Source organism: Bifidobacterium reuteri DSM 23975, from assembly GCF_000741695.1.
GTDB lineage: Bacteria > Actinomycetota > Actinomycetes > Actinomycetales > Bifidobacteriaceae > Bifidobacterium > Bifidobacterium reuteri.
The window spans coordinates 148399-165451 of sequence record NZ_JGZK01000006.1 but is presented as its reverse complement, the minus strand read 5'-3'; the positions used below and the strand labels follow the sequence as shown (position 1 = coordinate 165451).

Here is a 17053-nt window from a genome sequence, read left to right as displayed (position 1 = left end):
CGTGGCCGTCCTGTTTGATGGTTCAGATGGTGCGGTTCAGATGGCGCAGGCCGGCTGGACGTAGTTGGCCGGATCGAGCGTGGTGATGGTCGGATGGTCGCCGCATACCAGGCAATCCGTCACATGCGAGGGCAGCGGCACACGGCGGATGTTCATCGTCAGTGCATCGACGGTGAGCATGCGGCCCACCAGCGGCTCCCCCACGCCGACGATGAGTTTGGCGGCTTCGGTGGCTTCAAGGCTGCCGACCACGCCGACCACCGCGCCCAGCACACCGGCCTCCTTACAGGTCGGAATCTCACCCGCTGCGGGCATGTCGCGGAAAATGCAGCGATAGCAAGGGCCTTCGCCTGGCACGACATCCATCACCTGACCGGCGAATCCGACCACGCCGGCGTGAATGAACGGCTTGCCGGACAGCACGCAGGCGTCGTTGATGAGGAATTTCGCCGCGAAATTGTCCGTGGCGTCAATCACCAGATCATATGGGTCAATCAGCGATGCGATGTTGCTGGCGTCAACCAGTTCCTGATGGGTTTCAACCGTTACTTCCGGGTTGAGCTCACGGATGGCGGCTGCCGCCGACTCCACTTTGGGGGTGCCGACTGCGGCAGTGGTGTGGATGATCTGACGCTGGAGATTGCTCAGATCGACCACATCACCGTCCACGAGTCCGATGCGTCCCACGCCTGCAGCCGCCAGATACAGGGCTGCGGGCGAGCCGAGTCCGCCCGCGCCGATGATGAGCACGCTGGCGGCAAGCAGCCTCTTCTGCCCCTTGACGCCCACACCCTTCAAAATGAGGTGACGGGAGTATCGTTCGAGCTGTTCGTCAGATAATGCCATGTTTTCTCCATAATCCTGACTCCCTCAAGCGAGGAAGCCCACACCTCGCCCCCAAGCGAGAGAAACTGCGACGCCAGGCCCCCGCTCGATTCCCCTCACTTGAGGGAACCGCGACGCCAGACCCCTCACTCGGCTCCCCTCCTCTGGGGGGGGGAGCCGGACGGACCGAAGGGAGTCATTCCCGATATCAGTGCAGATACCCCGTAGTCGGGCTGGACGGCACGGCCTTTCCTTCGGTCACCTTGCCCAATCCGGAGAGATATGCGGCACGGCCGGCGTTGATCGCGTTCTTGAATGCCTCAGCCATCAAAGGAATATTGCCCGCCGAGGCCACTGCGGTGTACGCCATGACGGCGTCCGCGCCCATCTCCATCGCGTCGCACGCCTGACTCGGACGACCGATGCCGGCGTCGATGATCACCGGCACATTGGCGTTGGCAATGATGATCTCGATGAAATCGCGCATACGCAGTCCCATATTGGAGCCGATGAGCGAACCGAGCGGCATGACCGCGGCAGCACCGGCCTCCTCGAGCTGACGTGCGGCGATGGGGTCCGGGAACATGTACGGCATGACGACGAACCCTTCCTTGGCCAGCATTTCGGTGGCGCGAATGGTTTCGGCGTTGTCCGGCAGCAGGTATTTGGTCTCATGCTCGATTTCGACTTTGACGAAATCGGTGTGGCACACCTCGCGGGCGAGACGCGCGATGCGCACGGCCTCCTCGGCGTTGCGCGCACCGGAGGTGTTCGGCAGCAATGTGATGCCTTCGGGGATGTAGTCGAGCACGCTGTTCTCGGTGGTCTGGGCACGGCGCAGTGCCATGGTGACGATCTGCGTGCCGGCGTGCTCCACGGTGGCCTTGATGAGGTTCAGGTCGTAACGGCCGGAGCCCAGAATGAACCGGGACTCGAATTCATGGCCGCCGAGATTGAGCGGCTTGTCTTCGACCGGCAGCATCGACGCTGCGGTGCCGACCGGATTGACGACCTCGGGCTGCGGCGGCAACGGCGTAGCTTCGACGGATGCTTCGGTGACCGGATTGATATTGCTCATGATGTTCCCTTCATTGGATTGATGATGTTTCCGGCTCCCCCTGTCAGTGGAGGCCAATGGAGCCGACGGGTGAAGCGCGAAGTCAGCCACCCTGCACGAACTGCACGATCTCCATGACGCATTGGTCGTCGAGCATGGTTTCGGCACGTTTCTCGCGTGGGATAATCTCGCCATTGAGTTCGATGGCCACACGCTCGGCGCGGAATCCATGCGTTTCGAGATAGTCGGCCACACTGACCGGCTGCTCGAGCTTGACCTGCTCTCCGTTGACCTGCATTGCGGTCCCCTTTCCGAATACTAAAAAAGGGTGCACGAAACGAACCGTACCGTAAGTGGTGCGCCCATTCATGAACCCTGTCATGCGACCGCCAGCCTGCTTTCGGCGCATTGGCTACGCCAACAGACAGCCTGTACGGCTTAGTTGTGTTCACGGAAACTGAAGACTGCTGCGGGCAACTTGGCAAACCGCTCAACAACGATTCCTTACGGCGGCATGACCCGCGTCAAGTTCCCCGGTCGAAGCTGGCGCTTCCTCTCAGCCTTGCGGCTCCCGTTCGTTACAGTTGCCCAGTGTAGAGACCCTCTGTGACATATGGACAAATGAAAAAGCTCCCCTCTCGCGCGAGGGGAGCCGTATGACACTCAGAACGTGCCGGGCACCTTGTAGGCGGAGCCGTCCGACGTGGAGGCCGGGAAGAGCTTGAGCTCCTCGACCTGCGCCTTGGCATCGGCAATCTGCTCGCGCACTCGACCGTAGGCGGTGCCTCCCTTGCCATTGCGGGAGTCCACAGAACCGTGGCTGGAGAGCACCTGACGCACGCCCGGGGCCTTATCGGCAGGCAGGAATGCGGCGAAGGTGTCGATGAAGTCCTCGTCGGTCAGGTCCCAGAGCTCCTGGCCGCGGCCTTCGGCGATCTTGACGCATGCGCCGGAGAGCTCGTGGGCGTGACGGAACGGCACGCCGTTCTTGACCAGCCATTCGGCGATGTCGGTGGCCAGTGCGAAGCCGGTGGGAGCCTCGGCTTCAAGACGGTCGGCGCCAAAGCGCATGGTGCGAACCATACCGGTGAAGGCGGGCAGCAGCACCTCCAGCGTGTCGACCTGATCGAACACGGCTTCCTTGTCTTCCTGCAGGTCGCGCGCGTATGCGGTCGGCAGGCCCTTCAACGTGGCCAGCAGACCGGTGAGATCGCCGATGAGACGGCCGGACTTGCCGCGGGCCAGCTCGGCGATGTCCGGGTTCTTCTTCTGCGGCATGATGGAGGAGCCTGTGGAATAGGCGTCATCAAGGCGCACGAACGCGAATTCCTGCGTGTTCCAGATGATGATCTCCTCAGAGAGACGGGAGATGTCCACGCCGGTCATGGCGGCGACGAACGCGAATTCGGCCACGAGGTCGCGCGCGGCAGTGCCGTCGATGGAGTTGTCGGTCACGCGGGAGAATCCGAGCTCGCGGGCTACGGCCTCCGGGTCGAGGCCAAGCGTGTTGCCGGCGAGCGCGCCGGAGCCGTACGGGGAGGCGTTGATGCGCTTGTCCCAGTCGATGAGGCGCTGCACGTCGCGGATGAGAGGCCAGGCGTGGGCCATGAGCTGGTGGGCCAGCAGCACCGGCTGGGCGTGCTGCATGTGGGTGCGTCCGGGCATCACGGTACGGCCGGCCTTTTCGCTCTGTTCGATGAGCGCGTTGACAAGGTCGAGCAGGAGCCCTGCGATCACGCGGGAGTGGCGGCGCAACCACATGCGGATCAGGCAGGCAATCTGATCGTTGCGTGAGCGTCCGGCGCGAAGCTTGCCGCCGAGCTCGTCACCGGCAATGTCGATCAGGCCGCGTTCGAGCGCGGTGGCCTCGTCCTCATCGTCTTCGATGGGTGCGAAGGAGCCGTCGTCCACCCGGCGCTGCAGGGTGTCGAGCGCATCTTCCATGCGCTGAAGCTCGTCAGCGGTCAGAAGTCCGGCGCGGCCGAGCGCGCGGGCGTGGGCTCGCGAGCCGGCGATGTCATCGTCCGCGAGGCGCCAGTCGAACTGGGTGGACTTGGACAGGCGGGCCAGCTCGGGCGAGGGGCCGGAGGTGAAGCGGCCGCCCCACAGGGCGAGGTGTTCGGACTGCTGGTTGGATTCGGTCATGCGTTACTCCTTCGCGTTCCTGCGCGTCATGCGATATCCCGGGGGGGGAATGCGCGTGCGTGCACGATGGCGCACTTTACATGCATTCATATGGTTTGCGACTGTCTGTCAGAGTATCAGCGTTGGGCTACATCACGCGGCGTATCGTCCGATTCCTCCTCGCCTTTCGCAATTCGCATCTTTTCAAGCGTTTCATCGACATCGAATCCACCTCCCAACACGAAACGCCTCAGCAGGTTTCGCACTGTCCGATTCGCTTTGGGCTGTGAAATAATCACACCCATCCATACTTCTAGCGTGGATTTCGATAACTTTTTGTCGATGGAGTCATACAAGGCATCAAGCCGTCCGAATTCGTTGATGTTCGCCTCAGTGATGAACTGGCCTATGAACTCCTCTACGAGAGAGCGCCGCACTCCGAAGTAGCCCACGAGCTTGTCTATCTGTCCGTCCTTCTCACGCCGCGCATAACGGGTGATGTAGCCACGCAATGTCATGCCGTCCTCGACGGTCACATCACCACGTTCCACGTCACGCAAGAACAGTTCCGCGAGTCGTTGTTCATCGGCCGAGAGCGTCGCGAACGAGCGGTGCAATTCCGTCGTCACCTTGGTCAATTCAGCGCTTTCTTCGCGCAACGCTTTGAGCCATTTGGTGAAGTTGGCATTCATGTAATCCGTGTCTATCAGCCCGGTATCGATGGCGGTCAGATACCCGTCCAGCTCATACGGAGCTTCGTCGTCATCCTTGCCGTCACCCGGCGCGTTGTCTCCTTCCGACTTGTCACCGAAGAGCTCCTTGTATCGTTGCGCCAGTATCAGATATGTGCGTTGGTCAAGCTCCGGGCGCACGTTCACTGAGTCGCCATTCTCATCCGTGAACTCGAATGATTCTTTGTTCCCGTCGAATCCTTGTACTTTCGCCGCTTCCAGGAATTGATTGAGCTCCACAAATTCCTTGGCGAACTTGCGCTTGGATTCCACCGACTCGGGCAGCTGCCGCAGGTCCGATTGCCCTGAATCGTTGAACACGCTTAGAATCTCCCGGTAACGCGCATTCATGGAGGCCACGTTCTGTGGCAGTTTTTGTACGAACAGGTCGAGTGGCCGGTCACCGGAATAAAGCCTGACCGCACGCGCGATGTTGTCGCGCATGGTATGGGGCTTGCGATAGTAACGAATCATTCCAAAGGGCTTGTCCGGTCCGAAGAGTCGATTGGTGCGGCTGAACGCCTGAATAATGCTTTTGCTTTCGTTTTCAATTACCTTATCGAGATACAGCGTGTTCACCCATTTCGAGTCGAAGCCGGTAAATCCGAAGTACAGAGCGTTCGGGAAGGATCGCCGGATGTCCTGCAGCATGTCGCCAAAGGTGGAGCGATGACATTCATCAGCGATGAAGACGATGCGCTTGCTTGCCATATTGTCCAATTCGGCTTGGGTAACGCCGCCTTCGCCAAGCTTGATGTTGCTCATTTTCTGGATTGAGGTGACGATAAGCGTGTCCTTTGGATCCGCGCTGGCAAGACGATGTCGCAGCACGCCGGTGTTCTCGGTGCCCTGCACATCATCCTCATTGTCCGCAAAACTGCGGTATTCCTTCAGTGATTGTGTCCCCAGTTCAATGCGATCCATAAGGAACACGACCTTGTCGGCATTCTTGGAATCGGCGATGAGCTGTGCCGATTTGAAACTGGTCATGGTCTTCCCGGAACCGGTGGTATGCCATACGTATCCACCGGGGCGACCGGGCAAGGCCGGCCGTTGTTCCCAATCGCATTTGCGTACCCGGTCGGAGATGGCATTGGCGGCGATGTACTGGTAGCTGCGAAGCACCTTCAGGCACAAGCCCGGAGTTTCATCACAATCTATAATGGCTATCAGCACAACATTGCATTACGTGCATTGACACGCCAAGGATGCCATATCAAGGAAGGAGCAGCGAACCGTGACGATCACAACGCCGAATGACACCGCATACCTAAGCGCGGAGAATGGATTCACCGTGTTTCAATACGGCAAACTGCGTATACGGTTCCGAGCCCCATACTCCTTAGAACGATACACTGATGTCAAACAGTGGGATAACGGCTATCTCGTGGTAGACGCCCAATACAAGCAAAACACTGTTCCAGAAGAGGAATACATCGATCTGGAGCCGATACTCAACGACTTGTACATCAATGCCAATTCGTTCATGCAACCCATAAAGAAAGTGAAAATCGCTCATGACTGACATCAGGGCAATAGCCGATTCGGCTGGAATGATCATCAATGGCTACGCATTCACTCCTGTCGATAACGGCCATGTAAGAGTATTGAACCTTAACGTTCCCACATCAGCAGCCGTGCTCAATAGCGACGGCAGCCTGCTCGAAACCAGCATGGACGATATGGAGATCGGCATTGTCCAAGAGTACTACCGTGCCAATAAGGAGTTCTTGGATCATGCCTAAATACTTCCAATTCATGGTTGCCGGCTATTACCTCTACTTCACTTCCTTCTGCGTGATTGAATGCATGCATGTCCATGCCAGTGATACCAAATTGACTGAAACCGGCTCAGCGAAGTTCTTTGTCAAACCAAATGGCGATACGACATTAGAACGACAGGGACGACTCACAGCCAAAGAAGTCGGCATCATCCAAAAATTCATCAAAAAGAACTATCGCGAGATGTATCTCAAATGGAAGGAGTACAGCACCGAGGACTTTTACGAGTCATGATTCCACCCTCCCTGTGCTTCTGAGCTTTGAAGCGGCCAGTATTGTCAGCGTTATTGTCAGTGTTACTGACAATAACATCATCAGATGCGTTTATCTGCTCATTTATCTGCTCATCATGCAACTTCCTCACCATTTGTGTTCGCCGGTAGCTACGAGATGATCGATATCCTCGTAGGCATTGCAGATGCTTTCCTGATGGTACATCTCGTACATGTCGTAGATCTCCTGCGTGACGCCGTGCTCGTCCCATTCACGCAGTACATCGGAGGCAGAACGGCCTTGTCGCCGGCATATTGCTCCAGTAGGTAGATGAAGAAGCTCATTTCACGCGTCAACCTCATCCCTCCTCAAATACAGTGAATCCCTAGGATCACCGGTGATCTGTTCTACCTCCCACATGTCGAAGATGCCCGCAGGAGAAAACTCGGTCATCGCCAATTCCGGATCGCGCAGCATGGCGTACGTCTACGAACGAATGAAGGATTCCAGCGCCTTCATAGGAGAAAAACCGTATTTGCTGCATATACGCTGGACAATCTCACGGTCGTAATAAATGAGCAGCTCCCGTTCCAACGTGGTCATTACCGCCTCCCTCACACAATCATCTCGTCAAGCAAGGATTTCTTGATGTTCTGCAGCAATTCATACTTACGCTGTTCCCAAGCGGATGCGAATTGCCATGTATCGGTAACACGACCAGTTCCCTTACCAACGTTGAGCAGACAATGACCCCTTCAAGATATCTCTTGCCTACATCACCGCGACCACCAGCGAACCGATGCAAACCACAATGAGGACCACAGACACGATGATCACCGACGGGCGGGCGAAGTTGACCGTCCATCCGACGCCGAAACGCTTGGGCACCATGACGGCAGGATCGTCATGATTGACGTAGAACACGCCTGCCACCCAATGTCGGTCGTCATCATATGGCATCGGCTCATCACCATCGGTTGCAGCATCCTCGCCGCCACGGCCCATAGTCACCGAACGGCGCTCCGCATATTCATGGGATCCGTTCTGCCCGTAATACAGGCCTATCACCAGTGCGCCCAACAGGGCCACCACGGCGATGAACATGGCGAATACGCCAAACGTCCCCAGCGTGATCACCCCTATGTTGGACAGCTGTATGCCCAGACCGACGCCACCGGCAGTCAGCAGTCCGATGACCAGCATGTAGATGCTCCACACGCGGGAGAACACGCCATAGGCATACCCTGTGGTGGCAGGATGGTCCGGGTCGATGGGATGCTTGGCATAGATAATCGCAGCGTGACCGGCCGTCATGACCACAGCCAGCAGCACCTGCACGATCACCGGATACCAAATCAGCATCGGGCCCTTGTCCACCCAGCCATCGATCTGCCCGGCAGCATTCGCATGCATCGCCACCCGTTCCGGCATATGGTCATAGCCAAGCACACCAACCGCTATCGTGACGGCAATCGCCACGACATGCAAGAGCTCCCACGCAAGACCCAACGGCTGTGGATTGTCCCGCTCCCCCACCAACACGGCATGACGCTCGCCGGTCGCGGTCCAGCCGCGCTCCTTCTTGAGCTCGAGCGTAAGACGCCGATACCTCTGCTGCGCGATAAACCCCATTGCCGCAATCACCAGCGAACTGATGAACAACGCCCAGAGCGCACCGGCCATGCCGAAATTACGCCAAATCATCGCATCGATAAGCAGGGCAATAATGCCACAACTCACTATATTGCACGCGTACATCGCTTTATATCCACGAATGCGTCTGTCCGTATGGGCGGACAACGGCACACTGACTCCGAACACCGCATGCCGGTCGGCGATCCATGGCACCATCGAAACACTGGCGGTCATCAATACCAGCAACAGAAAGAACAGCCCCAGCATGATGTTCGTCGCCACAGTCATCGTATTGATGTTATCCATCACAACACTCCTTTCAACTGTTGCATTTCCGATATGCGCGCCCGCACTGACGCTCTGCGGCATCAAGGAACCCCGCCGCGGCTCCGCCACGGGCCTTATAGGCCAAAGCCAGACGATACAAGTCATCGTTCATCTGCTTGTCTTGCATTTCAGCCATCAGGTTCACCTCGCCTGAGCCATCACGCCGATCGGCGACAAGCGCGCCCGACCCGCGTCGCATCACGATGTAGCCCTCATCCCTCAGCAATGCATAGGCCTTGTTCACCGTGTGCAGGTTGATACCCAGATCTACAGCCAGCGAACGGACCGAAGGCAGCTGGTCGCCCAGGACAAGTTCATCGTTGGCTATTGCAGCGATGATTTGGCGATGCAGTTGCTCATAGATCGGTACGTCGCTTCGCTGGTCGACCTCGATAATCACAGCCTCTCCTTTCCCACACCAATCATACTATTTGTTCTATATCTTCTATAACAGTTTTGCGTATTTCTGTCATATCACGCGCCCCGGAGGCTATTTTTACCGAGAATCTGCATCAGAAATTCGCTGGCGAATTCAACTACCCCTCATTCCCGCTTCGCGGGCGCTCCCCTGACAAGGGGAGCCAACGATATAATCAACGAACTTCGCACGCGACACACTTGAACTCGCTTACGAGGAAAGGCCACACGCGCATAACAAAAACTCCCCTCATTGCTGAGGGGAGTTCAATATGGCGTTGCGGCATGCAGATTGCCGCATCGACTTGGAATCGGATTGAGTCGGAACCTACTCCACGGTGTTGGACGGCACCTCGATGCCGTTGCCGAACTTGACGTCGCGGGCTGCGGCCACGCGGGACGGCAGACCGTAGATGTCGATGAAGCCGTTGGAGGACTTCTGGTCGAACGTGTCGCCGGAATCGTAGGTGGCGAGCTTGTAGTCGTACAGCGAGGAGTCGGAGCGACGGCCGGTGACGACTGCGCGACCACCGTGCAGGATCATGCGGATCTCGCCGGAGACGTACTTCTGGGTGTCTTCGATGAAGGCGTTAAGCGACTGGGTGGCCGGGGAGAACCACTGCGCATCGTAGACCAACTCGCCCCAGCGCTTGTCGATGTCACGCTTGATGCGGTGCTGCTCGCGCTCGAGGCAGCAGTTCTCGAGCTCCTGATGCGCGGTGATGAGGGCCACAGCACCCGGAGCCTCGTACAGCTCACGGGACTTGATGCCGACGAGACGATCCTCGATGAGATCGATACGGCCGATGCCCTGGGCGCCGGCGCGACGGTTCATCTCCTCGATGGCCTGCAGCGGGGTGACGTCGCGGCCGTCGATCTTGACCGGGATTCCCTGCTTGAACTCGATGACCACCTCATCCTCGACAGGCGGGAAGGCCGGGTCGTCGGTGTAGGAGTAGCAGTCCTTGGTCGGACCGTTCCACGGATCCTCGAGGAAGCCGGTCTCGATGGCGCGGCCCCACACGTTCTGATCGATGGAGTACGGGGACTTCTCGGTCTGGGTGATAGGCAGCTTGTGTTCCTTGGCGAACGCGATCTCCACGTCACGGGTGAGGGAGAGGTCGCGAATCGGGCTGATGGCCTTCAGCGTGGGGTCGATGGAGGCGATGGACACCTCGAAGCGGACCTGGTCGTTGCCCTTGCCGGTGCAGCCGTGGGAGATGGTGTCAGCACCGAACTGGTGGGCGGCGCGCACGAGGTGCTTGGAGATCAGCGGACGGGAGATGGCGGAGACCAGCGGGTAGACGCCCTCATACATGGCGTTGGCCTTCAGGGCTTTCATGCAGTACTCATTGGCGAACTCGTCACGGGCGTCCACCACATAGGACTCCACGGCACCGCAGGCAAGCGCGCGCTGCTTGATGGTCTCAAGGCTTTCACCGCCCTGACCGACGTCGAGGGACACGGCAACGACATCCTTGCCGGTACGTTCCTTCAGATACGAGATGGCGACGGAGGTGTCGAGACCACCGGAATAAGCCAGAACAATGCGCTTGTTGTCTGCCATTGCTTCCCTTTCCTAAACGATAAAAAAACAAACTGAATGCAATTATATACAGAGGTATGCATATTTATGCACGGCGTGTTGGGCGAAAGACAATCCCAGCACGCAAAAAGCCTTTTACGAGGACGTCATTTCGACGCAAGGGCGAGCAGCCAGTCGGCTCTATCGCCTGCAGTGGCGTCATCGGAACAGATGATCATCACCGTATCGTCTCCGGCTATGGTGCCCAGCACCCCATCGATCGGCTGCTTGTCGATCACCGACGCCACGTATTGGGCGGCACCGGAAGGCGTGTGCACCACGATGAGGTTGCGGGCGGCGGCCACCGAGGTGACCAGACCGCTCAGCACACGGGACATCTGCGCCTCCGTGCGCTCCCCCATCGCATCCCCGTCCGGCGCGGCGGCACCGCGTTCGACCGCGTATGCCACCGTACCGTCCTTCAACCGGGTCTTCACCGCATGCATCTCATCCAAATCGCGGCTCAGCGTAGCCTGCGTCACCGCGATGCCCTCATCGATCAGTATTTTGGAAAGCTGCGATTGCGAGGTGACGATATGCGTGGCCAACGCCTGCTCAATGGCACTGAGCCTGGCTGCCCGGGTGGCCGGCCGCTGCAGCGACGGAGAGGAGTCGCTCATGCCAGCAGGCTTTCGTCCCCGCGGGCCTTGCCGGCCAGCCATGTCATCAGCGCTTTCTGCGCATGCAGACGGTTCTCCGCTTCATCCCAAACCACGGATCGCGGCCCGTCAATCACCTCAGCGGTGACCTCCTTGCCACGATATGCAGGCAGGCAATGCTGGAAGAGCGCATCCGGCTTGGCGAGCGCCATCAATTCGGCGTTGACCTGATAGTCCCAGAACGGCTTGGAACGAATGGCGTATTCGGCTTCCTCACCCATCGAGACCCACGTGTCGGTGAACACGCAGTCGGCATCCTTCACAGCTTCACGGGCATCGGTGGTGACCAGTATGGAACCACCGTTCTCGGCTGCGATGCGTTCGGCGTCGGCGACGATATCCGGACGGGGCAGATACCCCTGCGGACCGGCGACGCGCACGTTCATGCCCGCCACAGCGCCACCGAGCAGATAAGAGTTGGACATGTTGTTGGCCGCATCGCCCACGTAGGCGATGGTCTGGTTCTTCAGATTGTCGACGCCACCGCGGTGCTCGGCGATGGTCTGGAAGTCGGCGAGGATCTGGCACGGGTGGAAGTCATCGGTCAGCGCGTTGATGACGGGATGGGTGGAGTACTTGGCCATTTCCTCCACGCGGTCCTGGCCGAAGGTGCGCCATACCACGCCGTACGCCATGCGGTCGAGCACGCGTGCGGTATCGGCGACTGGTTCGCCGCGGCCGAGCTGCGAACCGGACTTGTCGATGACGAGCGGGTATCCGCCAAGCTCCGCCACGCCGATGGAGAAGCTGGAACGGGTTCGGGTGGATGGCTTGTCGAACAATACGGCGACAGCCTGGGGGCCTGCGAACGGCTGCTTGTAGAAACGGTCGTGATGGAACTTGATGGCGAGTTCAAGCACCTGCTTCTGCTCGTCATGGTCGAGATCGTCATCACGCAGCATGTGTCGTAATTCTGGGGTCATGGTGTTGCTCCTTTACGGTTCGGCAATCAGTCGTTGGGCAGATCAACGGGCACGGTCTTGAGTACGGCGAGGGCTTCGTCAACGTCCTGTTCGGTGACGATCAGCGGCGGGGCGAACCGCAGCGCGTCAGGTGCCACTGCGTTGACGATCAGCCGTGCTCGAGGCAGTAGTTCATCACCGCGTGCGCGCACGGGTGCTTGAGTTCCACGGCGTCCAGAAGCCCCGCTCCCCGCACGGACACGTACAGCGGATTACCGGTGGCCATGATGCCTTCGCGCAGCTGCTTGCCGCGCGCTTCGGCATTGGCAACCAGATCATCCTCCTCAATGACTCCGAGTGTGGCGAGGCCCGCCGCGGCGCCCAGAGGATTGCCGGCGAATGTGGAGCCATGCGAACCCGGCGTGAACAACGCGGCGAGTTCGGCGCCGAATGCGATCATGCCGCCCATCGGGAAACCGCCCGCCACACCCTTGGCGAAGGTGACCATATCCGGAACCACGCCGCCGGCCAGATCCTCGCGCTGGAAGGCGAACCATGCGCCGGTGCGGCCGATGCCGGTCTGCACTTCGTCGATGATAAGCAGCGCGTGATTGATGTCGCACATCTCGCGCACGAATCGCACATAGTCGGCACCCAGCGGCTTGACGCCGGCCTCGCCCTGGATGAGCTCCAGGATCACTGCGGCGACCGGACCCTTGCCGTAATGGCCGATACCGGTCTGCGCGAAGGCGTCGTGCAGGGCGTATTTGTCACCCGGGCGCACGAACTCGATATTCGGCACCAACGGGTCATACTGCTTTCGGATACCGGGCTTCCACGTCGCGGAAAGAGCGCCCATGGTACGGCCGTGGAATCCCTGGGTCATGGCGATGATGCGTGCCGGCTTGCCCCCCACTGAGGGCAGGGCGCCCGGCAACGTGCGGCCGTACAGTTTGGCGAGCTTCAATGCGGCCTCGTTGCCCTCGGCACCGGAATTGCCGAAGTACACCTTGGAGCCTTCCGGAGCGCCCGCGAGCTTCACCAGCTTGGCGGCAAGTTCGATCTGCGGCTCGGAGGCGAAATAGTTGCTGATATGGGCTACCTTCGCGGCCTGTTCGGATACGGCCTTCACCCACTTGGGGTGTGCATAGCCGAGGGAATTGACCGCGATGCCCCCGAGGAAGTCCAGATATTCGTTGCCATCCACATCCCACAGGTGTGCACCTTGGCCATGGTCCATGACACGCAGCGGCGTACCGAACACGTTCATATGCACTCGGGAGTATTCACCCAGCCATTTGCTGTCTTCGTCCCCCAGTGTTTCCTTATGCTCGATTGGCTGTTCAGTAGACATAAGAGCTCCTCATTTCCAGTCCGTCCTCGGGCACGACCATGGTGCCTATACCAGCGGAGGTGAATATCTCGTTCAGGATCGAATGCGGTTTGCGACCGTCGATGATGTGGGCCTGTGGCACGCCGCCGTCGATGGCGCGCACGCACGCCTCCATTTTCGGGCGCATGCCGGACTCAAGATCGGGCAGCATGTCCCTCAGGTTCTCCACGCCGATGCGTCCGATCAACGAGTTCCGGTCCGGCCAATCGGCGTACAGGCCGTCGACGTCGGTCAGGATCACCAGCTTGTGGGCGCCTACCGCCGCAGCCAGCGCCGCGGCGGCGGAATCGGCGTTGACATTGAGCACTTCGGTGGCGTCCTCCTCGTTCGGCGCGACCGAGGAGACGACCGGGATCCGGCCTGCCGCCACAAGATCCTCAACGGCGGAGGCATCCACGGATACCACGTCGCCGACCAGACCTATGTCGGTGGGTTGACCGTCGATCACCGGCTTGCGCTGCGTCGCGGAGAACAAGCCCCCATCCTCACCGGACAAGCCAACCGCCAGCGGCCCGTGCGCATTGATCAGGCCAACCAGTTCACGGGAGACCTTGCCGGTCAGCACCATACGCACCACATCCATGGCCTCGGGAGTGGTGACTCTCAGTCCACCCTTGAACTCGGATTTGATGCCCAACGCCTTCAGCATCTGGGAGATCTGCGGGCCACCACCATGGACCACGATCGGATGGATGCCGACCTGGCGCAGGAACACCATGTCTTCGGCGAAGCACTGCTTGAGATGCTCGTCCACCATGCCATTGCCGCCATATTTGACCACGATGCGCTGGCCGGCGAACTCCTCCAGCCACGGCAGAGCCTCGATGAGCACTTCCGCCTTCTGATCGGCGCGCAGATCCGTATGCACGTCGAAGTGGAACCCTGGTCCCTTTACTTCACTAGCCATAAATCTACTGTTTTCCCCTCATATGTATTCAACCGAGTAAGGGTTTGATGCCGGTGCTCGTTGTCCGACCGTAAGGACTTGGCCTGAGCGGCCCGGAGCGTGTCGGACAACGAACACCGGTTCAACCCTCGCACGACCATTGCTCAGCTTTCGTAATCGGCATTGATATGGACATACTCATGGGTGAGGTCGTCGGTCCAGACCGTGGCGCATGCATCCGAACCGGTGTTCAGATCGATATCGATGTGCACCTCCCGCGGGGTCATATCGACCTCGCTGCGGTCGCGTCCGGCTCCGCCGTTCTCGCAGATGCGCACGCCGTTCACGTCCACGGTCACCTTGTCGGCATCATACGGCGCCACATCCTCGGGCACGGTACCCAGCGAGCTGACGATTCGGCCCCAGTTCGGGTCGTTGCCGGAGATCGCGCATTTGAGCAGGTTCGAGGCGGCCACGGCACGGCCGCAGGCCAATGCCGCTTCCTCGCTGGTGGCACCGGTGACGGTGATACGGATGTCATGGGACGCGCCCTCGCCGTCGCCGATGATCTGTCGCGCGAGGCTGGCGCATGCCTGACGGACCAGATCGTTGAACTCATCCTTGTCCGGCTCCACGCCGGAGGCACCGGATGCGAGCAGCAGCACCGTGTCGTTGGTGGACATGCAGCCGTCCACGTCGATGCGGTTGAAGGAGTGTTCGGCGGCCACCGTCAGCGCCGCCTGCAACTGTCCGGCGGAGACCACGGCGTCCATGGTGATGACGCACAGCATCGTCGCCAGCTGGGGGGCGATCATGCCGGATCCCTTGACCATGCCACCGATCTTCCAACCGGTAGTGCCGGTCAGTTCGACCGTCTTGGGTTTGGTATCGGTGGTCATGATGGCATGGGAGGCGTCCGCACCGGCATCCGCAGTGTCCGCCAACGCGGCGTAGGCTTTCTCGGCGCCATCCAGCACGTGGTCAAGCGGCAGAAGTTCGCCAATCAGACCTGTGGAACACACTGCCACTTGATCAGGCTCGACGCCGACCAATGAGGCTACCTTCTCCGCAGTGGCCTTTGACTGGGCGTATCCAGCCTCCCCGGTGCATGCATTGGCACCGCCGGAATTGAGGATCACGGCTTTGACATGACCGTCCGCGACGATGCCGCGACTCCACTGCACGGGAGCGGCGCAGAATCGGTTCGAAGTGAACACGCCCGCTGCGGCATCCAACGGTCCATTGTTGACCACGAGGGCCAGGTCCTTCTTGTCGGCGACTGCGGAAATGCCGGCCTGAACGCCAGCGGCTGAGAATCCTTGGGCAAAGGTAACGCTCACGGTGCTACTCCAATCTTGGTCAGACCTGCGTCTTCAGGCAGGCCCAGTGCGATGTTCAATGATTGCACGGCCTGTCCGGCTGTGCCACGGTTCAGGTTGTCGATGGCCGCAAATGCGTACAGACGTTGGGACCTGCGATCCACGACCACCTGCAGGTGCGCGGCGTTGGATCCGATGATGTTGCCGGTTGCCGGCAGCATGCCTTCCGGCAGCAGCACCATGAAGTCCTGCCCCTCATATGCCTTGGACCATACGGCTCGTATGTCCGCGTCGCTCATGGCGAGGGCCTTGGAACTCATGCGTGCGGAGACGGTGGCGAGAATGCCACGTGACATCGGTGCCAGAATGGGCGTGAATCCAAGCGTGAATTCGCTGGCCGCCGCAGCGCTCGCTCCGGAGGCATGGGCGAAGTTCTGCAGAATCTCCGGGATATGACGATGCGTTCCACCCACCGCATACGGCAAGGCGGACTGCAACGCCTCGGAAGCGAGCAGATTCGTGCGTTTCAGGTTCTTGCCGGCACCGGAATAGCCTACGACCAGATCGGCCACGATATCCTTGGAATCCACGAGCCCCTCGGCGATGGCCGGCTGCAATGCCAGCGTCGTGGCAGTGACGTTGCATCCCGGTCCGGCAATGCGCTTGACGCCGGGCAGGGCCTCGCGCTGCCGGGTGTACGCGCCATCCGGGTTCTTGCCGGTGATGAGCTCGGGCATGCCGTATGTCCAATGCTCGTAGAAATCACCGCCATAGAACTCATCCCAAGCGGACCGCTCCTCAAGGCGGTGGTCGGCACCTAGATCGACGACCACTGCGTCGGGGTCGAGCTGCGCCGCAAGCTTGCCCGATGCGCCATGCGGCAACGCGAGGATGATCACATCGTGGCCGTTCAGCACCTCCGGTGTGGTGTCCTCCACCGTCAAATCGGCAAGCTGGGGAATATGCGGCATATGTTTCGCCATGGAATCTCCCACGGACGAATGGCCGGCCACGCATGTGACCTCGAAGTCGGGGTGGGCCGCAAGAATGCGCAGCGCCTCACCTCCGGCATATCCCGTGGCACCGGCCACGGCCACTGAATATTTCGGCATACTCATCTCTTTTCCATTGAAGCAACAGAGACGAGTATACATGATTATGCAAACTTATGTATAGTTATGCAATGGTGTGTTGGACG

General features: G+C 59.6%; 17 protein-coding genes, 1 pseudogene and 1 riboswitch. Of the genes and pseudogenes, 3 read left to right on the top strand and 15 right to left on the bottom strand.

The window, feature by feature from the left end; all coding sequences use genetic code 11:
• Positions 1-36 precede the first annotated feature (36 nt).
• From thiF to BREU_RS07325, 5 genes are all read right to left on the bottom strand, one after another.
• Positions 37-846 carry a thiazole biosynthesis adenylyltransferase ThiF gene (gene thiF / locus BREU_RS07345; protein ID WP_044088581.1) on the bottom strand — a complete coding sequence of 270 codons (810 nt, stop codon included), beginning with the start codon at positions 844-846 and terminating at the stop codon, positions 37-39.
• A gap of 187 nt (positions 847-1033) precedes the next feature.
• Complete coding sequence (locus BREU_RS07340; RefSeq protein ID WP_081886604.1) at positions 1034-1903, bottom strand: thiazole synthase; 870 nt, start codon at positions 1901-1903, stop codon at positions 1034-1036.
• A gap of 82 nt (positions 1904-1985) precedes the next feature.
• Positions 1986-2180, bottom strand: coding sequence for a sulfur carrier protein ThiS (gene thiS / locus BREU_RS07335; protein ID WP_044088582.1), 195 nt, complete (start codon positions 2178-2180; stop codon positions 1986-1988).
• 185 nt (positions 2181-2365) lie between these two features.
• A riboswitch (TPP riboswitch) is annotated at positions 2366-2467 on the bottom strand.
• A 78-nt stretch (positions 2468-2545) separates the two neighbouring features.
• Entirely contained in the window at positions 2546-4027 is a 1482-nt protein-coding gene (argH, locus tag BREU_RS07330; protein ID WP_044088583.1) for an argininosuccinate lyase, read from the bottom strand.
• A gap of 116 nt (positions 4028-4143) precedes the next feature.
• Entirely contained in the window at positions 4144-5913 is a 1770-nt protein-coding gene (locus tag BREU_RS07325) for a type I restriction endonuclease subunit R, EcoR124 family (RefSeq protein ID WP_081886603.1), read from the bottom strand.
• Between the two features lie 61 nt (positions 5914-5974).
• On the opposite strand from BREU_RS07325, the gene BREU_RS07320 reads away from it, so the two are divergent.
• From BREU_RS07320 to BREU_RS07310, 3 genes are read left to right on the top strand one after another with little or no spacing between them, the layout of a single operon-like run.
• Complete coding sequence (locus tag BREU_RS07320; RefSeq protein WP_202962223.1) at positions 5975-6262, top strand: DUF7724 family protein; 288 nt, start codon at positions 5975-5977, stop codon at positions 6260-6262.
• A complete protein-coding gene (locus tag BREU_RS07315; protein WP_044088584.1) occupies positions 6255-6482 on the top strand; it encodes a DUF7723 family protein in 228 nt (75 codons plus the stop codon). The genes BREU_RS07320 and BREU_RS07315 overlap by 8 nt, the downstream gene beginning before the upstream one ends.
• On the top strand, positions 6475-6753 hold the full coding sequence (locus BREU_RS07310; RefSeq protein WP_044088586.1) for a DUF4160 domain-containing protein: 279 nt from the start codon (positions 6475-6477) through the stop codon (positions 6751-6753). The genes BREU_RS07315 and BREU_RS07310 overlap by 8 nt, the downstream gene beginning before the upstream one ends.
• Positions 6754-6879: 126 nt before the next feature.
• Here the strand turns inward: BREU_RS07310 and BREU_RS12655 are convergent, their stop codons facing one another.
• From BREU_RS12655 to argC, 10 genes and pseudogenes are all read right to left on the bottom strand, one after another.
• On the bottom strand, positions 6880-7047 hold the full coding sequence (locus tag BREU_RS12655) for a DUF3791 domain-containing protein (protein ID WP_202962227.1): 168 nt from the start codon (positions 7045-7047) through the stop codon (positions 6880-6882).
• Positions 7048-7503: 456 nt separating this feature from the next.
• Positions 7504-8673 carry a DUF1648 domain-containing protein gene (locus BREU_RS07300; RefSeq protein WP_223847846.1) on the bottom strand — a complete coding sequence of 390 codons (1170 nt, stop codon included), beginning with the start codon at positions 8671-8673 and terminating at the stop codon, positions 7504-7506.
• A gap of 13 nt (positions 8674-8686) precedes the next feature.
• Positions 8687-9094, bottom strand: coding sequence for a GntR family transcriptional regulator (locus BREU_RS07295; protein ID WP_044088587.1), 408 nt, complete (start codon positions 9092-9094; stop codon positions 8687-8689).
• A gap of 345 nt (positions 9095-9439) precedes the next feature.
• Positions 9440-10678 carry an argininosuccinate synthase gene (locus BREU_RS07290; protein ID WP_044088588.1) on the bottom strand — a complete coding sequence of 413 codons (1239 nt, stop codon included), beginning with the start codon at positions 10676-10678 and terminating at the stop codon, positions 9440-9442.
• A 125-nt stretch (positions 10679-10803) separates the two neighbouring features.
• Complete coding sequence (locus BREU_RS07285) at positions 10804-11316, bottom strand: arginine repressor (protein ID WP_044088589.1); 513 nt, start codon at positions 11314-11316, stop codon at positions 10804-10806.
• Positions 11313-12278 (bottom strand): ornithine carbamoyltransferase, encoded by a 966-nt coding sequence (gene argF, locus BREU_RS07280; protein WP_044088591.1) that lies wholly within the window; start codon positions 12276-12278, stop codon positions 11313-11315. The genes BREU_RS07285 and argF overlap by 4 nt, the downstream gene beginning before the upstream one ends.
• A gap of 26 nt (positions 12279-12304) precedes the next feature.
• Positions 12305-13611, bottom strand: a pseudogene (locus BREU_RS07275) (acetylornithine transaminase).
• On the bottom strand, positions 13601-14557 hold the full coding sequence (gene argB / locus BREU_RS07270) for an acetylglutamate kinase (RefSeq protein WP_044095887.1): 957 nt from the start codon (positions 14555-14557) through the stop codon (positions 13601-13603). The pseudogene BREU_RS07275 and the gene argB overlap by 11 nt, the downstream one beginning before the upstream one ends.
• Before the next feature lie 143 nt (positions 14558-14700).
• Positions 14701-15876, bottom strand: a complete 1176-nt coding sequence (gene argJ / locus BREU_RS07265) for a bifunctional glutamate N-acetyltransferase/amino-acid acetyltransferase ArgJ (protein WP_044088595.1) — start codon at positions 15874-15876, stop codon at positions 14701-14703.
• On the bottom strand, positions 15873-16967 hold the full coding sequence (gene argC / locus BREU_RS07260) for an N-acetyl-gamma-glutamyl-phosphate reductase (RefSeq protein ID WP_044088596.1): 1095 nt from the start codon (positions 16965-16967) through the stop codon (positions 15873-15875). Before argC ends, argJ begins: the two co-directional genes overlap by 4 nt.
• Between the last annotated feature and the right edge of the window lie 86 nt (positions 16968-17053).